This window comes from Luteimonas sp. 100069, assembly GCF_003813845.1.
Lineage (GTDB): Bacteria > Pseudomonadota > Gammaproteobacteria > Xanthomonadales > Xanthomonadaceae > Luteimonas > Luteimonas chenhongjianii.
The window spans coordinates 154399-175012 of the sequence record NZ_RPFN01000005.1 but is presented as its reverse complement, the minus strand read 5'-3'; the positions used below and the strand labels follow the sequence as shown (position 1 = coordinate 175012).

Annotated in this window: 14 protein-coding genes; 7 read left to right on the top strand and 7 right to left on the bottom strand. The window is 66.5% G+C overall.

Annotation, left to right across the window (positions count from 1 at the left end; translation table 11 throughout):
- Nucleotides 1-2 precede the first annotated feature (2 nt).
- Both secA and EGK76_RS12170 read left to right on the top strand, forming a co-directional pair.
- Complete coding sequence (gene secA / locus EGK76_RS12175; protein WP_123832793.1) at nucleotides 3-2753, top strand: preprotein translocase subunit SecA; 2751 nt, start codon at nucleotides 3-5, stop codon at nucleotides 2751-2753.
- 602 nt (nucleotides 2754-3355) lie between these two features.
- Nucleotides 3356-4303 (top strand): Nudix family hydrolase, encoded by a 948-nt coding sequence (locus EGK76_RS12170; protein WP_123832792.1) that lies wholly within the window; start codon nucleotides 3356-3358, stop codon nucleotides 4301-4303.
- A 418-nt stretch (nucleotides 4304-4721) separates the two neighbouring features.
- Here the strand turns inward: EGK76_RS12170 and coaE are convergent, their stop codons facing one another.
- From coaE to EGK76_RS12135, 7 genes are all read right to left on the bottom strand, one after another.
- The gene (gene coaE, locus EGK76_RS12165) at nucleotides 4722-5369 is read right to left on the bottom strand and encodes a dephospho-CoA kinase (RefSeq protein WP_123832791.1); all 648 of its coding nucleotides are present in this window, start codon (nucleotides 5367-5369) and stop codon (nucleotides 4722-4724) included.
- A gap of 12 nt (nucleotides 5370-5381) precedes the next feature.
- Nucleotides 5382-6245, bottom strand: coding sequence for an A24 family peptidase (locus EGK76_RS12160; RefSeq protein WP_123832790.1), 864 nt, complete (start codon nucleotides 6243-6245; stop codon nucleotides 5382-5384).
- A 26-nt stretch (nucleotides 6246-6271) separates the two neighbouring features.
- On the bottom strand, nucleotides 6272-7546 hold the full coding sequence (locus EGK76_RS12155; RefSeq protein ID WP_123832789.1) for a type II secretion system F family protein: 1275 nt from the start codon (nucleotides 7544-7546) through the stop codon (nucleotides 6272-6274).
- A 195-nt stretch (nucleotides 7547-7741) separates the two neighbouring features.
- Nucleotides 7742-9466: a type IV-A pilus assembly ATPase PilB gene (pilB, locus tag EGK76_RS12150; RefSeq protein WP_123832876.1), complete on the bottom strand. Its 1725-nt coding sequence runs from the start codon at nucleotides 9464-9466 to the stop codon at nucleotides 7742-7744.
- A 210-nt stretch (nucleotides 9467-9676) separates the two neighbouring features.
- Nucleotides 9677-10162 (bottom strand): pilin, encoded by a 486-nt coding sequence (locus EGK76_RS12145; protein WP_123832788.1) that lies wholly within the window; start codon nucleotides 10160-10162, stop codon nucleotides 9677-9679.
- Between the two features lie 399 nt (nucleotides 10163-10561).
- A complete protein-coding gene (locus tag EGK76_RS12140) occupies nucleotides 10562-11992 on the bottom strand; it encodes a sigma-54 dependent transcriptional regulator (protein WP_123832787.1) in 1431 nt (476 codons plus the stop codon).
- Nucleotides 11993-12378: 386 nt separating this feature from the next.
- Complete coding sequence (locus EGK76_RS12135) at nucleotides 12379-13998, bottom strand: ATP-binding protein (RefSeq protein ID WP_233580289.1); 1620 nt, start codon at nucleotides 13996-13998, stop codon at nucleotides 12379-12381.
- A 171-nt stretch (nucleotides 13999-14169) separates the two neighbouring features.
- Between EGK76_RS12135 and sucC the strand changes: the two genes are divergently transcribed.
- From sucC to rpoD, 5 genes are all read left to right on the top strand, one after another.
- Nucleotides 14170-15330 carry an ADP-forming succinate--CoA ligase subunit beta gene (gene sucC, locus EGK76_RS12130; protein ID WP_123832786.1) on the top strand — a complete coding sequence of 387 codons (1161 nt, stop codon included), beginning with the start codon at nucleotides 14170-14172 and terminating at the stop codon, nucleotides 15328-15330.
- Nucleotides 15331-15474: 144 nt separating this feature from the next.
- Nucleotides 15475-16347 (top strand): succinate--CoA ligase subunit alpha, encoded by an 873-nt coding sequence (gene sucD, locus EGK76_RS12125; protein ID WP_096297267.1) that lies wholly within the window; start codon nucleotides 15475-15477, stop codon nucleotides 16345-16347.
- A 119-nt stretch (nucleotides 16348-16466) separates the two neighbouring features.
- The gene (locus EGK76_RS12120) at nucleotides 16467-18104 is read left to right on the top strand and encodes an NAD+ synthase (protein ID WP_096297268.1); all 1638 of its coding nucleotides are present in this window, start codon (nucleotides 16467-16469) and stop codon (nucleotides 18102-18104) included.
- Between the two features lie 2 nt (nucleotides 18105-18106).
- A complete protein-coding gene (gene dtd, locus EGK76_RS12115; RefSeq protein ID WP_096297269.1) occupies nucleotides 18107-18544 on the top strand; it encodes a D-aminoacyl-tRNA deacylase in 438 nt (145 codons plus the stop codon).
- 54 nt (nucleotides 18545-18598) lie between these two features.
- Complete coding sequence (rpoD, locus tag EGK76_RS12110) at nucleotides 18599-20482, top strand: RNA polymerase sigma factor RpoD (protein WP_096297270.1); 1884 nt, start codon at nucleotides 18599-18601, stop codon at nucleotides 20480-20482.
- The last annotated feature ends 132 nt before the right edge of the window (nucleotides 20483-20614 follow it).

Below are 20614 nucleotides of genomic sequence, written 5' to 3'. Positions count from 1 at the left end.
CAATGCTCAATCGCCTGCTCACCAGTGTCTTCGGCAGTCGCAACGACCGCTTCGTCAAACAGCTCGAGAAGATCGTCGCGAAGATCAACGCCCTGGAACCGCAGATGGAGGCGCTCTCGGACGCGGAGCTGCAGGCCAAGACGCCCGAGTTCAAGGCACGCATCGCCAACGGCGAATCGCTCGACAAGATCCTGCCCGAGGCCTTCGCGGTCTGCCGCGAAGCGAGCAAGCGGGTGCTGGGCATGCGCCCTTACGACGTGCAGCTGATCGGCGGCATGGTGCTGCACATGGGCAAGATCGCCGAGATGCGCACCGGCGAGGGCAAGACCCTGGTCGGCACGCTGCCGACGTATCTCAATGCGCTCGAGGGCAAGGGCGTCCACGTCATCACGGTCAACGATTACCTCGCCCGCCGTGACGCGGCGCAGATGGGCAAGCTCTACAACTGGCTGGGTCTGTCGGTCGGCGTGATCTGGCCGGGCATGCCCCACGGCGAAGCGAAGCGCGACGCCTACCGCGCAGACATCACCTACGGCACCAACAACGAATTCGGCTTCGACTACCTGCGCGACAACATGGCGCTGTCGAAGGCCGACCGTTACCAGCGCGGCCTCAACTACGCGATCATCGACGAAGTCGACTCGATCCTGATCGACGAAGCGCGCACGCCGCTGATCATCTCCGGCCCCGCCGACGACTCCCCCGAGCTCTACATCAAGGTCAACCGTCTGGTGCCCTCGCTGGTCAGGCAGGAGACCGAAGACGGCGACGGCGACTTCTGGGTGGATGAGAAGGGCAAGCAGGTCCACCTGTCCGAGGCCGGCCAGGAGCACGCCGAGGAACTGCTGCGCAAGGCCGGCATCCTCGGCGAGGACGAGAGCCTCTACGCGCCGCAGAACATCCACATCGTGCACCACCTCAACGCGGGCCTGCGGGCGCACGCGATCTACCAGCGCGACGACCATTACATCGTCCGCGACGGCGAGGTGATCATCGTCGACGAGTTCACCGGCCGCACGCTCCCGGGCCGCCGCTGGTCCGACGGCCTGCACCAGGCGGTCGAGGCCAAGGAAGGGGTGCCGGTGCAGCGCGAGAACCAGACGCTCGCCAGCATCACCTTCCAGAACCTGTTCCGCATGTACGGCAAGCTCGCCGGCATGACCGGCACGGCCGACACCGAAGCCTACGAGTTCGAGAGCATCTATTCGCTCGAGGTCGTGGTGATCCCGACCCATCGCCCGATGATCCGCAAGGACAACCCCGACGCGGTGTTCCTCAACCGCGCCGGCAAGTACCGCGCGGTCGCGCGCGAGATCCAGGCGGCGAACGAGCGCGGCCAGCCGGTGCTGGTCGGCACGACGTCGATCGAAGTCTCCGAGCTGCTGTCCGAGCACCTGCGCAAGGAAGGCATCGCCCACGAGGTGCTCAACGCCAAGCAGCACGAGCGCGAGGCGCAGATCATCGCCCAGGCCGGTCGTCCCGGCGCCGTGACCATCGCCACCAACATGGCCGGCCGCGGCACCGACATCGTGCTCGGCGGTTCGCTCGAAGCCGAGCTCGCCCAGCTGGAAGCCGATACCGGCGCGCCGGTCGACGAGGCCACGAAGGCCAGGCTGCGCGCCGAGTGGCAGGTGCGCCACGATGCGGTCAAGGCAGCAGGCGGACTGCACATCATCGGTACCGAGCGCCACGAGTCGCGCCGTATCGACAACCAGCTGCGCGGCCGTTCCGGCCGCCAGGGCGACCCGGGTTCCAGCCGCTTCTACCTGTCGCTCGAAGACAACCTGATGCGCATCTTCGCCGCCGACTGGGTGCAGAAGGTCATGGCGCGCATGGGCCTGCAGGAAGACGACATCATCGAGTCGCCGCTGGTGACCAAGCAGATCGCCAACGCGCAGCGCAAGGTCGAGGCGCACAACTTCGACATCCGCAAGAACCTGCTCGACTTCGACGACGTCAACAACGACCAGCGCAAGGTCATCTACGGCCAGCGCGACGAGCTTCTGGACGCCGAGAGCGTCAAGGAGAACATCGACGGCATCCGCGCGGATGTGGTCGCCGGCATCGTCGCGCGTTACGTGCCGCCGCAGTCCATCGACGAGCAGTGGGATCTGCCGGGCCTGGAATCGGAGCTCGAGCGCGAATTCGGACTGCGCCTGTCGCTGGTCGACCTCGCGAAGAGCCGCGAAGAGCTCGACGACGAGCAGATCTCCGCCTTTGTGCAGCAGGAAGTCGACCGCCTGTTCGCCGAGAAGGAAGCGCAGCTCGGCGACGAGACCATGCGCATGCTCGAGAAGCACATCATGCTCAACGTGCTCGACCAGGGCTGGAAGGAGCATCTGGGCCGCATGGACTATCTGCGCCAGGGCATCCACCTGCGCGGTTACGCGCAGAAGCAGCCCAAGCAGGAGTACAAGCGCGAGGCATTCGAGCTGTTCTCGGAAATGCTCGAGAAGGTCAAGCATGACGTGGTGACCATGCTGGCGCGCGTGCGCGTGCGCAGCGACGACGAGATCGCCGCGCTGGAAGCGGAGGAGCGGCGCCAGGTCGAAGCCAAGCTCAACCAGGCCCAGTTCCAGCACGCCGACGCCGGCGGCTACAGCGCCGACGAGGAGGCCGAGGACGTTCGCGCCACTCGCGCGGCGGCCCAGCCCGCCACGATCGTCCGCGACGGCGACAAGGTCGGCCGCAACGATCCCTGCCCCTGCGGCAGCGGCAAGAAGTACAAGCACTGCCACGGTCAGCTGAACTGATCGGCCGGGCGTACTGCCCTTCGAGCGACGTTTTCTGCCGGCGTGCCCAGGGCCGGGACGCCCTGCTGCCGACACGGTTCCCGTCGGCAGAGCGACGCCCCGGACCCGATCCCGTGGCGACGCGCGGAGCGCCAGCGTGCATGCACTTCTCCTCCGGGAGAGGACGACGCGTAGGGCGCGCGGGGTGGGAGGGCGTTGCCGCAACGCGCCCTCTCCCAAAGAAGAGAGGGGCTTTGAGTGCGGTCCGGTGGGACGCTGCTGCGTGACCGGCATTCCGGGACATCCAGCGTCTTCTCTGTCCGGCGCTGAGCCGAAGAGTGCGCGAACGATCAGGATGACGTGCGGGCGGGCGATTCTTCTCGATCTGGGAGGGCGCTGCCCGGCCTGATCCGGGGCGACGCACTGCGCACGAGTGCGCGCATCGCGCGTTGGGTGAGGCAGGGCATTGCCGCAGAGAGCCTCGCCCAACTCGTCGCCCGGAGGGAAGGGCCTTGAGCGGTCGCGTCGCGGCCACGCGGGTGCTGTCTGAGGAAACCGTCTTGCGGCTGGCAAAGCGCACGGGCGCCGCATACCCTGACCGCCTTCTCCGGATCCCAAGCCGCATGAGCGAGCGCGTCATCGAAGTCGTTGCCGGTGTCATCACCGACAAGCGTGGCCGTGTCCTGCTGTCGCGACGCACGCCCAACCGCGACATGCCCGGGCTGTGGGAGTTTCCCGGTGGCAAGCGCGAACCCGGTGAAACCTCCGAGGCGGCATTGGCGCGCGAACTGGATGAGGAGCTGGGTATCCGCGTGACGGTCGGTGCGCCCCTGATCGTGGTGCCGCAGCGCTACCCGGCCAAGCGCCTGCGCCTGGATGTGCGCCATGTGGCGCACTGGGAGGGCGTGGCTCGGGGGCGGGAGGGCCAGGCACTGGCCTGGGTCGCGCCGGACAAGCTCGGGCGTTACTCGATGCCGCCGGCGGATCTGCCGGTCGTCGCCGCACTGCAAACCCCGGACCGCTATCTGGTGACACCGCCACCGGGCGACGACGACGCGGCCTGGCTCCAGAGCTTCGACGCGGCATTGCGCCGCGGCGTGCGCCGCGTCCAGCTGCGCCTGCCGGGCATCCCGGGTGATCGCCAGGAGGCGCTGTTGCGGGAGGCGCAGATCCGCTGCCGCCTGCACGGCGCCCAGCTGCTGTTCAACGGGCCAGTGGACGTCGCGCTCGCGGCCGGCGCCGGAGTCCACCTCGCATCGGCTGCGCTGCAGGCATGCACGATGCGTCCGGTGCCTGCCGGCATTCTCCTGGCCGCCTCCTGCCACCATGCTGGCGACCTTGCCCACGCCGTGGCGATCGACTGTGATTTCGTCGTGCTGGGACCGGTGGCGGAGACGGCGAGCCATCCCGGCGAGCCGGGAATCGGCTGGTCCGAGTTCGCCCGCCTGCGCGAGACCTGCGCGCTGCCGATCTACGCGATCGGCGGCATGACGCCGGCCGATATTCCCGAAGCCCGACGCCATGGCGCCCAGGGCATTGCCGCCATTCGGAGCCTGTGGTCGCCGGACTGAGCGCGTCCAGGCTTCGCCAGGGAAACCCGGACGGTGCGGACACGTTCACCACCGGGGGCGATCCGGCATGGCGATGCGTCGGCACCGCGCGACAAGCCCCTCTCCCTCCGGGAGAGGGGTTGGGGTGAGGGCGAACGCTCGCGATGCACCCTGCTTCGGCCAACGGGGCGCCTTTCCGGGCTGCATGAAGCTCCTGACGGTGCTTCCGCAGCGACGGCCGTGGACAACACCGATCAGCCACCCCGAGCGGCAATGCAGAGGCGGACGGGAGTTCACTAACGTACTCGCCAGCCTCCCGCGGAATCTGTTCGCCGGGCACGTGTCTGGACGATCCACCCGGGTGCAGGGACTCTCGCGTGGTCCATCCATCCTGCGGTCGCCGCCTCGCGCTGCTGCACCTGTCGCCCACCGGTGGCACCTAACGATCGAGTGGACGTCGTCCCGGTGAGGCTTGAACACCCGCAGCCGCCATTCCGCGGTACTGCACATCCAGCGCGCCGACGGCCGCATCCAGCGCTTCCAGCGTCCCGTCGTTGACGATCACGTCGTCGGCGATCGCCAGTCGAGCCTCGCGGGTGGCCTGGGCCGCGACCATCCGCTCCGCAAGCGCGGCATCGATCCCGTCACGCGCGAGCAGCCTGGCCAGCTGCAGCTCGCGCGGCACGTCGATCACCAGTACCCGCTGCAACCACGGATAGGCTGCGCGGCCGCCTTCGGTCAGCAGCGGAATCGCCGCGACGGCATAGGGGCTGGTGGCCTGTTCGCACTCGAGCTGCAGAAGTGCGCGTACGCGCGGGTGGATGATCGCCTCCAGTCTCTGGCGTGCGGCGGGATCGTCGAAGATCCGGCGCCGCATCGCGGCGCGATCCAGGCTCCCATCGTCGGCAAGCGCCCCGGCGCCGAAGGCTTCGACGACCTCCGCAAGTCCCGTGCTGCCGGGCGCAACCGCGAGCCGAGCGGCCACGTCGGCATCGGCTACGAACGCGCCACGATTCTGGAAGGCCTGGGTGGCCGCCGTCTTGCCCGAGGCGATGCCGCCGGTCAGGCCGATGATCAGCGCGCTCATTGCAGCGGGCGGTCAGCCGAGTCCAGCGAAGCGCGAGTAGGCGCCGATCAGGTCGTGCCCCCACATGAAGGTCACCCAGCCGGCGATGGCCAGATAGGGCCCGAACGGGATCGGCGTGGCGCGGTCACGGCCCTGCACCGCGAGCATGATCGACCCGATGACCGCGCCAGCCACGGCCGACAGCAGGATGATCGGCAGCAGCCCGCTCAAACCGCACCATGCGCCGAGCGCGGCCAGCAGCTTGAAGTCGCCGTGGCCCATGCCTTCCTTGCCGGTGGCCTGCTTGAACAGCCACCAGACCGTCCACAGGCTCACATAGCCCACCACGGCCCCGAGCAGCGCGGGTTTGGCCGGCATGTAGAGGTTGTCGAGACTGGCGATCAACCCCAGCCACATCAATGGCAGCGTCAGCGAGTCGGGCAGCAGCTGGGTGCGGATGTCGATGCCCGACAGCGCGATCAGGAAGCTGGTCAGCACCAGCGCGCCGAAGCCCTGCCAGCCGAAGCCGAACTGCCACACGCAGGCCACGAACAGCAGCATCGTCAGCAGCTCGACCGCTGGGTATTGGATCGAAATCGGCGTCTTGCAGCTGCGACACTTGCCACGCAGCGCCAGCCAGCTCAGGACCGGGATGTTCTCGTACCACGACAGCTGGTGCCCGCAATGCGGGCAATGCGACCGCTCGACCACGATCCCTGGCGGCGGCGGATCATAGAGCTCCGGTTCCCCGAGGATCTCGCGCGAATCACGCTTCCATTGCCACTCCATGCGCCGCGGCAGGCGCAGGATCACGACATTGAGGAAGCTGCCCACCAGCAGGCCGAAGCCTGCGGCGAGCGGGAAGCCTAGCGCGGGGTTCTGGTCGAGGAATGCCACTTACGAGTTCACCGGGAAAACCATCATCAGACGACTGCGGCCAGCTTGAAGATCGGCAGGTACATGCCGATCACCATGCCACCGACGAGGCCGCCAATGAATACCATGATCATCGGCTCGAGCAGGCTGCTGAGCGCATCGACCGCGTTGTTGACTTCTTCTTCGTAGAACTCGGCCACCTTGAACAGCATGGTGTCGAGCGCGCCGGCCTCTTCGCCGATCGCGGTCATCTGCACCACCATGTGCGGAAACAGGTTGACCTGCTTCATCGCCATATTGACCTGATAGCCCACAGACACATCGTCGCGCATGCGTACCACGGCTTTCTCGTAGACGGTGTTGCCCGTAGCGCCGGAAACGATATCCAGTGCTTCGACCAGAGGCACGCCGGCCTTGAACGTGGTGGCCAGCGTGCGGGCAAAGCGCGCGATGGCGGCATTGTGCAGCAGCTGCCCGATGACCGGAATCTTGAGCAGCATCCGGTCGACCCCGTGCTGCAAAGGAACCGAGCGCTTATAGAGGAACAGGAAGCCCGCAATGCTGCCAGCCAGTATCAGCAGCACGATCCACCAGTAAGAGACCATGAAGCGACTTGCCGACACGATCATCTGGGTAAAGGCGGGAAGTTCAGCACCAAAGTCCTTGAAGACAGCTTCGAACTGGGGCACGACGAAGATCAGCAGGATCGCGCTGACGATGATCGCAACCGCGATCACCGCGATCGGATAGAACAGCGCCTTCTTGATCTTGCCCTTGAGCTTTTCGGTGTTCTCCTTGTACGTCGCGATCGTATCGAGCACGGTTTCCAGCACACCCGCCGACTCGCCTGCCCGCACCAGGTTCTGATAAAGCTCGTCGAACTGCACCGGGTGCTTCGACAGCGCCTCGTTGATTGACGAGCCGCCCTCGATATCCAGCCGCATCGTGTTCAGCAGCTTTGCCATCCGCGGGTTCTTGTTACCGTTGCCCACAATCTCGAGCGCCTGTACCACCGGCACACCGGACTTGATCATCGTGGCGAACTGCCGACTGAAGACCGAGATGTCCTTCGCGGTGATCTTCGCGCCCGCGGCACCGAAGAGCGGCTTTCCCTTCGCCTTGATCGCTCCGGGTTGGATGCCCTGCCGCCGCAGCTCGGCGCGCAGCATATTGGCGTTCTTGGCCTGCTGCTCGCCTTTCATCTTGACACCGCGCTTGTCGGTGCCCTCCCAGACAAAGGTGTCCAGCGTGACGCCCGCCCGGACCGGTTGGGCGGGGCTCTTGGCAACGGTCTTCCGTGCAGCAGTGCGGCTCATGGACATGCGGACGTTTCCCCAGGAACCGGCCTTCCCCAGCCGGATTCGTCGCATGTTAGCGGGTCGCATGGAAAAGTGTCAGCTCGATCCGAGAAATGCTACGGGCGTCCGCTCCAGGCTGGTTTCGCCCCATCCTCGCAGGTCCGTAGCCGTCTTCCGGCCTCTGCCGGCGCAGGCAGAGGCCGTCCGCTTCGCCGGGCATCAGTCCTTGGTGACGCGATTGATCTCCGAGAGGCTGGTGAGCCCCTGTCGGGCCTTCTCGAGCGCCGACTTGCGCAGGTCGTTCACCCCCGCCCGTTCGGCGACCTCGGCAATCTGGATCGCGTTTCCGCCCTGCAGAATGATTTCCTGGATCTGCTCGCTCATCGGCATGACCTGGTACACGCCCACACGGCCCTTGTAGCCGTTCGTGCATTCGTCGCAGCCCACAGGCTCGTACAGCTCGATGCCGCTGCGCACCTGGTCTTCGTTGAATCCTTCCGCCAGCAGCGCGTGCTCGGGCAGGTCGACCCGGCGCTTGCACTTGCCGCAGAGCCGGCGTGCCAGGCGCTGGGCGATGACCAGGGTCACCGAGCTGGTGATGTTGTAAGGCGCGATCCCCATGTTCATCAGACGTGCGATGGTCTGCGGCGCATCGTTCGTATGCAGCGTGGAGAGCACCATGTGGCCGGTCTGGGCGGCCTTGATCGCGATCTCGGCTGTTTCCAGGTCGCGGATTTCGCCGACCATGATGATGTCCGGATCCTGGCGCAGAAACGAGCGCAGCGCCGCAGCGAAGGTCATGCCGCGTTTGTTGTTCTGCTGCACCTGGTTCACACCGGGCAGGCGGATTTCCACCGGATCCTCGGCGGTCGAGATGTTGCGGGTCTCGTCGTTGAGGATGCCGAGCGCGGTATACAGCGACACCGTCTTGCCCGAGCCGGTCGGCCCGGTCACCAGCACCATGCCGTAGGGCTTGTGGATGGCGTCTAGGAACAGCTTCTGCTGGTCGGGCTCGTAGCCCAGCTTGTCGATGCCCAGCTTCGCCGCGCTGGCATCGAGAATTCGCAGCACCACCTTCTCGCCGAACAGCGTGGGCAGGGTGCTGACGCGGAAGTCGATCTGCTTGGTCTTGGACAGGTTGAGCTTGATGCGCCCGTCCTGCGGCACGCGCTTCTCGGCAATGTCGAGCTGCGCCATGACCTTCAGGCGCGCGGTGATACGGCCGTTGAGCTTGACCGGCATCTTGGCGACCTGCTTGAGGATGCCGTCGACGCGCAGACGCACCCGGTAGTCGGTCTCGTAGGGCTCGAAGTGGATGTCGGAGGCCCCGCGCTTGATCGCGTCCACCAGCACCTTGTTGACGAATTTGACGATCGGCGTGTCGTCCTTGCCGTCGACGGCGTTGTCCATCTTGCCCGCATCGTCGTCCGTGCCAACGTCCAGGCTGTCCAGCCCGTCGCCATCCTCGAGATCGTCACCGAAGCTGTCGGAGGACTGCAGCCACATCTCCAGCGTGCGGCGGATGCTGTCCTCGTCGACGAGGATGGGCTCGACTGTCAGATTGGTGTGGAACTTCACCTCGTCCAGCGCGTGGGCATTGGTTGGATCCGCGATTCCGACGAACAGCCGTGGGCCGCGCTTGAACAGCGGCAGCACCAGGTGCTTCTGCAGCAGTTCTTCACTCACAAGCTTCACGGCGCTGGATTGACTGTCCATCGCCGCCGGATCGAGGATCGGCATGCCGAACTCGACCGACTGGGCCGCCGCCATCTGGGCAGCGGTCACCAGCTTGTGCTCACGAAGATAGGCCGCGATCTGCTTGCGGGCGGCGGTCGCCTTCTCCAAAGCCTCGCGCGCGGCGGCTTCGTCCAAAGCCCCATCAAGAACAAGGCGGCGGGCTATGCCGGTGATACCGACGAGATTCTGGGTCGCAACGGCGTTCATATGCGGTTTCCGGTGGGCTGGCATCACTTTACTGCAAGGTTTCGCCGCGGTGCTTAAGTTAGTGCCAACTGAGCAGGGGTGCATTTTTAGATGCAAGCCGGAGAGGCGTGGGGGCGTGCTCTGTTCTAAGCGCACTCTTTTATAAGTGCAGTAAAAAGAAAAGCCCCGGCATGCCGGGGCTTTTCGCGAAACTTAAAACTCAGCTACGAATTAAGCCCTGCACTGTGCCGGAGCATACTTGGCTTCGAGCGTGCCAGCGGTCGGGCCGGTCGAAACGGTGCCAGCCGGCACGGGGCCGTTGGAGACCGAGCTGCACTGCCACGCGACGCCGCCGTCAGCCGTTTCGTACGGGGTGAATACCAGGGTTTTGCCCTGAATCTTGGTATTAGCGTTCTCGCCGTAGGTCACGATGATCTCGCCGCCAGTCACTGCTACAGACTCCACGAACTGGCCGGTCGTGTCGGTCGCGTCCGCAGACAACCCGGCTTCTTCGCGATCGGTCGGCCATTCTCCACGGTTGACATAGGTCTCCGCGATCGCGGTCTTCGCCGCGGCGGCCAGCGACATACCTTCGGCAGCCTGCGAGCGGATGGTGTAGTCCTGGTAAGCCGGCAGCGCAATCGCGGCCAGGATGGCGATGATCGCGACGACGATCATCAGTTCGATGAGGGTGAAGCCCTTCTGCATCTTCTTCATGGTGTATCCCCTAGGAGTGGTGGTGTCACGTGCCTGGTGGCCGGCTGGTGCCGATCCGTGGGCTGCCGTGCGACTTGCACGTGCGATAGGGGTAACGCATGAGGCGTGCCAACTTTCTGGCGACAGAACGGTAGGCGAATGTGCGCCGCGTCACGTGCTTTGCAGGGGCGGAAGCGCATCTTGGCACTTTGCGTCGGCATGTGACGCTACAGGTCATGCCGACGTTGAGGACTCCGTTCTGCTGATGGCGCCCACGGGAGCAGTCTCGCCCCACGCAGCATTTCTTCTTGAGCGCGTGGTCCACTGTGGGCGCGGTATCGACGAGCGCTTGTCGATGGGCGTCTTGCGGGCCTGTGAACAGTAGCGGGGGCGGTATGGCCAGGCGCGCCGGCGAAGGAATCAGTCGATCCCCAGCTTCTTCAGCTTGTAGCGCAATGCCCGGAACGTAATGCCCAGCGCCGCTGCGGTCTTGGTCTTGTTGTAGCGGTTTTCCTGCAGCGCCTGCTGGATCGCGGCGCGCTCGATGTCCTCGATGAAGGAGGGCAGGGCGGAGCTGGCGGTGTCGTAGGGGCTGAGCGTGCGTGGGTCGCGGGGCGGGGTGGCGCCGGCCGGCAGGGCCTGGTGGGCGCCGGTGATGAAGGGTGAGCTCCGCTGTGGCTGGGCGGTCTGCTGGAGGTTTCTCGACGCGGGCAGGTGCAGGTCGGCTGCGGTGATGCGATCGCCGTCGGCCATGGCCAGGGCGCGTTCGAGAATGTTCTCCAGTTCGCGCACGTTGCCGGGGAAGCGGTAGGCCTCCAGCGCGGCGACGGCATCGTCGGTCAGGGCGGGCGGCGCGCGGTGCATGGCTTGGGCCAGTCGGCGCAGGATGGCGTCCGAGAGCAGCGGCAGGTCGCCGGTGCGCTCGCGCAGCGGCGGCACGTGCAGGCCGATGACGTTGACCCGGTAGTAGAGGTCGTGGCGGAAGCGGCCGTCGTTGACCAGCTGCGCCAGATCCTTGTGCGTGGCCGAGAGGATGCGCACGTCCACCTGCACCTCGGCCGGCGCGCCGACCGGGCGGATGCACTTCTCCTGGATGGCGCGCAGCAACTTGACCTGCATGGCCAGCGGCAGCTCGGCCACTTCGTCGAGGAACAACGTGCCGCCATCGGCGGCCTGGAACAGGCCGGGCTTGTCGCTGTTCGCGCCGGTGAAGCTGCCCTTGCGGTGGCCGAAGAACTCGCTCTCCATCAGCTCGGTCGGGATCGCGCCGCAGTTGACCGGGATGAAGGGGCCACTGGCGCGGGCGCCCTGGGCGTGGATGGTGCGGGCAACCAGTTCCTTGCCCGTGCCGGACTCGCCATTGATGAAGACCGGCGCCTGGCTGCGGGCCACTTTCGCGATGGTGTTGCGCAACGTGACCATGGCATCGGACGTGCCGAGCAGGCGACTGCTGTGCGCTTCGGTCTCACGCTTGGCACGCTCGCCCAGCTCCAGCGCCTGGCGGACCAGGCCGCGCAGCACGTGGATGTCGACCGGCTTGCTGACGAAGTCGAACGCGCCGGCCTTCAGCGCCTCGACCGCCGCCTCGACATTCCCGTAGGCGGTAATCATCGCCACCGGCATGCCGGGGTAGCGCGTCGCGATCTCGCCGATGAGGTCCAGGCCCGAGCCATCGGGCAGGCGCATGTCGGTCAGGCACAGGTCGAAGGGGCCCGAGGCCAGCAGTTCACGGGCGCATGAGAGCGTCGGTGCGGTTTCGGTACGCAGACCCATGCGACCGAGGGTAAGGACCAGCAGTTCACGGATGTCCTGTTCGTCATCGACGATCAGGACGCTGCGATGTTCACTCATTCGCTCTCATCTAAACGGCTGTTTGATGTGACGCATATTGACAGCTTTTGCCAAAAGCGACGAGGCCGCCCGGGAGCGCGGGCTGCGGCGGTGGTGCGGGGCGTCCCGTCAAACCGCAATTGTTGCGGGCCTGAAGGCACCTTCGCCGTGAGGTCGCGGGCGCACGCGGCGGCTCGCGGTGGCGATTTCGGTCGTGTCCGTCGAACGACTCCGGCCGGCCTGGCGTGGCGCGCGACGGCATGCGTACCTCTCGCGCGGCGCCGCATGGCGTAGCTGCGAAGCCGCGGTGGATGCGACGCGCCAATCGGCAAGGACCGGTATCCGTCCCGCCGCGCAGCGGGCCGGCCTGCTGGCCTCGATATGCGGGTCACCGGCATATCGCAGGCTCAGTGCCGCAGCAGGCCCGGACGCGCTGCCAGGGTGATGCGGAAACATCCGCCGCCGCCCGGCACGGCCACGTATTCCAGATGCGCCTCGTTGGCACGGCAGAGTTCATGGGCGATGTAGAGACCGAGGCCGGTGCCGCTTTCGGAGGTGGTGAAGAAGGGGCGGAACAGCTGCGCGGCCACGGCGTCGGGAATGCCCGGGCCGCGGTCGAGCACGCTGAGGGTCGGGCATTCCCCGGCCTGTTCGATCCGCAGGGTGATGCGTGCCAGCTCGCCGCCGGGCATGCGGCCATAGCGCACGGCATTGTTGACCAGCGCACTGAGGATCTGGTGCAGGTGGCGCGGGTCGATGATGGCGCGCAGCGTCGGCTGGTCGCAGCTGATCTTCAGCTCGGCGTTGTCGGCGCTGACGATCAGCCGGTAGTCCTGGACGAAGGCGTGCGCGGCGCTGACGAGGTCGACGTGTTCCGGCCGTGCGCGTTCGCGGCGGGCCAGGCCCAGCACGCTTTCAACGATGCCGTTCGTGCGCACGCATTGCTGGTGGATGATCCGCAGCAGGCGCCGGTCCGCCTCTCCGATTTCCTCGGACTCTTCCAGCAACTGGGTGGCATAGCTGATGGCCGCGAGCGGGTTGCGGATCTCGTGGGCGAGACTGGCGGAGAACCGGCCCATCGTGGCCAGGGTCAGCGATTCGGCGCGGCGCGAGACCAGCGAGGTGTCGTCGAGGAACACCAGGGTGTTGTCGCTTTCGGCCAGCAGCCGCACGAAGCGCGGCATCACGTCCGCGTGTTCGCGCAGGGTCAGCGGTGCGCTGTCGATGTTGCCGGTGCGCAGCCACTGCGCCAGGCGCATCGCCAAGGGCGGCGCCAGTTCCGACAGCGTGCGGCCCCTCCGACCGTCCTCGCCGGGCGCCCCGGCATCGCCGATCAGCAGGATTGCCGCTTCGTTGGCCAGGCGGACATGGCCCGAGCCGTCGACCAGCAGCACGCCCGTCTGCATGCGGCGGATGATCAGCTCGTTGATTTCGGCCAGGTTCGCCGCCTGGGCGCCGTGGCGATCGGCCAGGGCCCGGCTCTCGCGTACCTGCATGCCCAGCAGGCGGCTCAGGGATGCGGCGGCGAAGAAGCCGAGCCCGAACATCAGCATTTCCGCGAACGGACGGTCGAAGGTGCCGGTTCCGAACAGGCCGACGATGCGTTCGGCCCCGAGGGCCAGGGTGGCTGCCGCAGCGACAAGCAGGCTGGTGCGGAAGTCCAGGAACAGCGACGCGGCGCCGATATTGAACAACAGCAGCATCGCGATGCCGGGCGCGACTTCCGGCGCGGCGTGGGTGATGAGGGTGGCGACCGCGATGTCGACGCCCACCCCCACCGTCGCGTGGGCCTGGTAATCGACCAGGGGCCGCCGCGCATGCAACAGCAGGCCGATCGAGGCCACCACGTAACCCACGCCGACCGAAACCGCGATCGGCATGTCGACGACCTTGCCCAGCATTTCGCCCCAAGGGCTGAACACCAGCAGGGCGAGCAGGGCCGATTCGAACACGCGGTAGAGCGAGAACAGCGCCAGCTCGCGTTGCTGCAGAGACGGGGTGGGCGTGGAAGCTGCGAGCAGGGGCACGGCGCGTTCCCTCTGGACCGGACGCCGGAGTATAGGCGGCCACCCGATGCCGCTCGGGCCGGGCGTTTTGCCCGCCGAGCGCGCATGAGCGAGAATAGCGGACCCCGTCGGTCTGTCCGCGCGTCCCGCGCCGCCCGTCGATGGTGTCTTTCCTTTCCGTACGGACTCCACATGAACTTCCACGAATACCAGGCGAAGCAGTTGTTTGCCGATTACGGCATCCCCGTGCCGGCCGGACGCGTCGCGTCCACGGCCGATGAAGCAGTCGAAGCAGCGAACTCCCTGGGCAACGGCCCCTGGATGGTCAAGGCCCAGATCCATGCGGGTGGCCGAGGCAAGGCCGGCGGCGTGAAGTTCTGCAAGACCACCGACGACGTGAAGGCGGCCGCGGCCGGCATGCTCGGCACCAACATGGCGACCTACCAGTCGGCGGGCGTCGCCCTGCCGGTGAACCTGGTGCTGGTCACCGAGGCCGGCGAGATCGCCAAGGAACTGTATCTGTCGGTGCTGGTCGATCGCGGCACGCAGTCGATCACCTACATCGTCTCCAGCGAGGGCGGCGTGGACATCGAGCAGGTGGCTGCCGAGACCCCGGAGAAGATCGAGACGCTCAACGTCGACTTCGTCGAAGGCTTCCAGCCCTACCAGGGCCGTGACATCGGCTTCAAGATCGGCCTGACCGCCAAGCAGGCCAACCAGCTCGCCAAGATCATGGCTGGCCTCTACACCCTGTTCAACGAGAAGGACCTGGCGCTGGTCGAACTCAACCCGCTGGCCATCCTCGACAACGGCGACCTCTACGCGCTGGACGGCAAGGTCAACAGCGACGACAACGCGACCTTCCGTCACAAGGATCTGGCTGCGATGCGCGACACCTCGCAGGAAGACGAGGCCGAGGTTCGCGCCAGCGAGTACGACCTCAACTACGTGACCATGGACGGCAACATCGGCTGCATGGTCAACGGCGCAGGCCTGGCGATGGCGACGATGGACGTGATCGCACTCAACGGCGGTTCGCCGGCGAACTTCCTCGACGTGGGCGGCGGCGCGACCAAGGAGCGCGTGACCGAGGCCTTCAAGCTGATCCTGTCCTCGGACAAGGTCAAGGCGATCTTCGTCAACATCTTCGGCGGCATCGTCCGCTGCGACATGATCGCCGAGGGCATCATTGCCGCGGTCAAGGAAGTGGACGTCAAGGTGCCGGTGATCGTGCGCCTGGAAGGCACGAACGTCGAAGCGGGCAAGAAGCTGCTGGCCGAGTCGGGCCTGGCGATCACACCGGCCGACGACATCAACGACGGCGCCAAGAAGGCTGTCGCGGCTGCCGCCTGATTCCGTTGCAATCCCGCTGCTCTTTCCCTTCTCCCTCCGGGAGAAGGTGCCCGAAGGGCGGATGAGGGTCCTGGAACGCTCGTGAGCGCCGGCCCTCGCCCCAACCCCTCTCCCGTCGGGAGAGGGGCTCAACAGGAAAATCTCATGTCCGTTTTGATCAACAAGAACACCAAGGTGATCGTGCAGGGCTTCACCGGCCAGCAGGGCACCTTCCACGCCACCCAGATGGTGGAATACGGCACCCAGGTCGTCGGCGGCGTCACGCCCGGCAAGGGCGGCACCACCCACATCAACCTGCCGGTGTTCAACACCGTGCGCGAAGCGGTCGAAGCCACCGGCGCCGATGCCTCGGTGATCTACGTGCCGCCGCCGTTCGCGGCCGACGCGATCCTCGAAGCGGCTGCGGCCGGCATCAAGGTCATCGTCTGCATCACCGAGGGCATCCCGGTGCTCGACATGCTGCGCGTCAAGAACGTGCTCAAGTCGCACCCGGACGTGACCCTGGTCGGTCCGAACTGCCCCGGCGTGATCACCCCCGGCGAGTGCAAGATCGGCATCATGCCGGGCCACATCCACATGCCGGGCAAGATCGGCATCGTGTCGCGCTCGGGCACGCTGACCTATGAAGCGGTCAAGCAGACGACCGCGGCGGGCCTGGGCCAGTCGACCGTCATCGGCATCGGCGGCGACCCGATCAACGGCCTGAACTTCGTCGACTGCCTGAAGCTGTTCAACGAAGATCCGCAGACGCTGGGCATCATCATGGTCGGCGAGATCGGCGGCGACGCCGAGGAAGCGGGCGCCGAGTACATCAAGGCGCACGTCAAGAAGCCGGTCGTGGGCTTCATCGCCGGCGCGTCGGCGCCTCCGGGCAAGCGCATGGGCCACGCGGGCGCGATCGCCTCGGGCGGTTCGGGCACGGCCGAAGGCAAGTTCAAGGCGATGGAAGCGGCCGGGGTCAAGACCGTCCGTTCGCCGGGCGACCTGGGCGAAGCGATCGCCGCGCTGGTCAAGTAAGCGCAGCTACCGATGCACTGGGAAAGGCCGCCTTCGGGCGGCCTTTTTCATGTCCGGCGGCTTCGGCAGGCCGTCGGCATCTCGCTATGATGAAAGGCCCCGCCCACTGCCGCCTTCCCATGACCGACCCGTTGCGCATCGCGCTCGCCCAGTTCGATTTCCCGGTTGGAGACGTCGGCCGCAATGCCGAGCGCATCGCGGAGATGATCGCGCAGGCGCGCGACGAATTCGGCGCGCAGGTCGTCGTGTTCCCGGAGCTGGCGATCAGCGGCTACCCGCCCGAAGACCTGCTGATGCGGCCGTCATTCCTGATCGACTGCGAAGCGGCGCTGATGCAGATCGCCAAGGACGTGCACGGCATCGTCGCCGTGGTCGGCTGGCCGGAGTCCGCGGGCAGCGTGCTCTACAACTCGGCCAGCGTGCTGCGCGGCGGCAAGCTCGAGCGCACCTACCGCAAGCGCGAGCTGCCCAACTACAACGTCTTCGACGAGCGTCGTTATTTCCATGTCGACCCGGATGGCGAACCCTGCGTGTTCGAAGTCGACGGCGTGCCGGTGGGCGTGGTGATCTGCGAGGACCTGTGGTTCGCCGAGCCGCTGGCCGCGACGGCGGCGGCCGGGGCGGCGGTCGCAGTGGTGCCGAATGCATCGCCCTATGACCGCGGCAAGCATCGCCAGCGCGATGCCCTGCTGGCCGAGCGGACGCGCGAAAGCGGCGTGGCCCTGGCCTATGTCAACGTGGTGGGCGGACAGGACGCGCTGGTGTTCGATGGCGCGTCGGTGGTCGCCGATGCGGACGGCACCGTGCATCCGGCCGCGGTCGCGTTCGACGACCACTGGCTGGTGGTGGATTTCGATCCCGAGCGGCGCGCGTTCACGCCGGTGGTATGGGTCGATGACGGCGACGAGAGCATCGATGCGCTGGCCTGGCGCGCCGTGGTGCGTGGCACCCGTGACTACCTGGGCAAGAACGGCTTCGGCAAGGCCTGGGTGGGCCTGTCGGGCGGCATCGACTCCTCGGTGGTACTGGCGATGGCGGTCGACGCGCTGGGCGCGGAGAACGTCACCGCGGTACGCCTGCCCTCGCGCTTCACGGCCGGGCTCAGCAACGATCTCGCCGCCGAGCAGTGCGAGGCCCTGGGCGTTCGCATGCTCACCATCCCGATCGAGCAGCCGTTCCAGGGCTTCCTCGACGCGCTTTCGGAAGCGTTCGAGGGCAAGGAGGGCGACGTCACCGAGGAGAACCTGCAGTCGCGCACGCGCGGCGCGATCCTGATGGCGCTGTCGAACAAGCACGGCGGCCTGCTGCTGACCACCGGCAACAAGAGCGAGTACGCGGTCGGCTACGCCACCATCTATGGCGACATGTGCGGTGGCTACGCGCCGATCAAGGATCTCTACAAGACCGAGGTGTTCGGGCTGGCGAAGTGGCGCAATACCGTCGGTGGGGCGCCGGTGATTCCGCCCGGGGTGATCGACCGTCCACCGTCGGCGGAACTGCGCGCCGGCCAGCTCGACCAGGATTCTCTGCCGCCCTACGACGTGCTCGATGCCATCCTGCGCCGCTTCGTCGATCTGGAGCAGTCGCGGGACGAGATCGTCGCCGCAGGCTTCGATGCGCTCGTCGTCGACCGCGTTCTGCACCTGGTGCGCATCAGCGAATGGAAGCGCCACCAGGCCGCGCCGGGGCCGAAGATCTCGCGCCGTGCGTTCGGTCGCGAGCGCCGCTACCCGATCAGCAACCGTTACATCGGCTGAGCATGCTGTCCCTGATCCAGCGGGTCAGCCAGGCGGAGGTGCGCGTCGACGGCGTCGTCATCGGCCGGATCGGGCCCGGCCTGCTGGCCCTGGTCGGCGTCGAGCCCGGAGACGGGCAGGCGCAGGTGGCGCGGATGACCGAGCGCCTGCTGGGCTACCGGGTATTCCCCGACGCCGCGGGCCGGATGAACTGCTCGCTGACCGAGACCGGAGGCGGGCTGCTGCTTGTGAGCCAGTTCACGCTCGCCGCCGATACCCGGTCGGGCAACCGGCCCGGCTTCAGCACCGCGGCTCCGCCCGACGAAGCTGAACAGGCGTTCGATCGGCTAGTCGCGAGCTGCCGGGCCCGACATCCGGGGGTGGAAACCGGCCGATTCGGTGCCCATATGATGGTCAGCCTGGTCAACGATGGCCCGGTCACCTTCCTGCTGAGGGCATGAACCCGGCCCCGCTGGTGGTATAATTACGGGTTCACTTTGACAACGGTGCGCCACATGGCGAATGAACGTCCCGCCCAGCAGTCCGACATCAAGATCCTGATCAGCAAGGGTCTGGAGCAGGGCTATCTGACATATGCGGAGGTCAACGATCACCTGCCCGACGACATGGTCGATCCGGAGCAGATCGAAGACATCATCGGCATGATCAACGGCATGGGCATTGATGTCCATGAAGTGGCGCCCGATGCGGAAACGCTGTTGCTCGCCGGCGAGTCCAGCGGCAACCGCGAGGTCGACGAGACCGCGGCCGAAGAAGCCGCCGCCGCGCTGACCTCGCTCGATACCGAGGGTGGTCGCACCACCGACCCGGTGCGCATGTACATGCGCGAGATGGGTACGGTCGAGCTGCTGACCCGCGAGGGCGAGATCGCGATCGCCAAGCGTATCGAGGAAGGCCTCAACCAGATGATGGCCTCGGTGGCCAGCTTCCCGTGGTCGGTCCAGCTGCTGCTCGAGGAATACGAGCTGCACAAGAACGGCAAGAAGCGCCTCGCGGAAGTGGTCGCGGGCTTCAACGACCAGCTGCTCGAGGAACTGGCCGCCGAAGAGGAGGCTGCCGCGGGCAATGCGCCGGCCCCCGTCGTGGAGGCCGAGGACGACAGCGACAGCGACGATGACGACGCAGAGGATGCGTCCGACGAGGAAGAGAGCGCCGGCCCGACCGGACCTGACCCGGCCGAGGTCGCGCGGCGCATGGAGGCGATGGGAGAGCTGTTCAAGCAGTTCCAGAAGGCCTACGCCAAGAGCGGCGCCACCGCCAAGCCGGTGGTCAAGCTGCGTGGCGAGATGGCCGACGTCTTCATGACCTTCAAGCTGCCGTTGCCGCTGACCGATCTGCTGGTCCGCAAGCTGCGCGAGGTGGTCTCCGAGCTCAAGGATCACGAGCGCCGCATCCTCGACCTGTCGACCCGCGTCGCCAAGATGCCGCGCAAGGATTTCATCCGCGCCTGGGACGGCAACCAGACCAATACGGGCTGGGCGGACGAGATGATCAAGCGCAAGCAGAAGTGGTCGTCGGGCCTGAAGGACGTGCGCGACCAGATCGTCGCCGAGCAGGAAGCCACCATCGCGATCGAGAAGGCGATGGGCGTGACCCTGGGGGATCTCAAGGAGATCAGCCGTGCGATGGCCTATGGCGAGACCAAAGCCCGCCGTGCGAAGAAGGAGATGGTCGAGGCCAACCTGCGCCTCGTGATCTCGATCGCCAAGAAGTACACCAACCGCGGCCTGCAGTTCCTCGATCTCATCCAGGAAGGCAACATCGGCCTGATGAAGGCGGTCGACAAGTTCGAGCACCGCCGCGGCTTCAAGTTCTCGACCTATGCCACGTGGTGGATCCGCCAGGCGATCACGCGCTCGATCGCCGACCAGGCGCGCACGATCCGCATCCCCGTGCACATGATCGAGACGATCAACAAGCTCAACCGCATTTCCCGCCAGATGCTCCAGCAGTACGGCCGCGAGGCCACGCCGGAAGAACTGGCCAAGGAAATGGACATGCCCGAGGACAAGATCCGCAAGGTCATGAAGATCGCCAAGGAGCCGATCTCCATGGAGACGCCGATCGGCGACGACGAGGACTCGCACCTGGGCGACTTCATCGAGGACACCAACGTGGAGTCCCCGATCGACGCGACCACCAACACCAACCTGATGGAGACGGTCCGCGACGTGCTCGCCGGCCTTACCCCGCGGGAGGCCAAGGTGCTGCGGATGCGCTTCGGCATCGACATGAACACCGACCACACCCTCGAGGAAGTCGGCAAGCAGTTCGACGTCACCCGCGAGCGTATCCGCCAGATCGAGGCCAAGGCGCTGCGCAAGCTGCGCCATCCCTCGCGCAGTGAGCAGCTGCGGAGCTTCCTCGACGTCGAATGAGTCGAGGCGGCACGTCACAGGAAAAGGCCCGCCGGAAGGCGGGCTTTTTCATGGGCGTCCCCAGGTGGGTGAGCTGTCGCGAACACGCCGAACGGACGACGCTTGGCCCCTGAGCCCTTAGCCCCGAGCCCC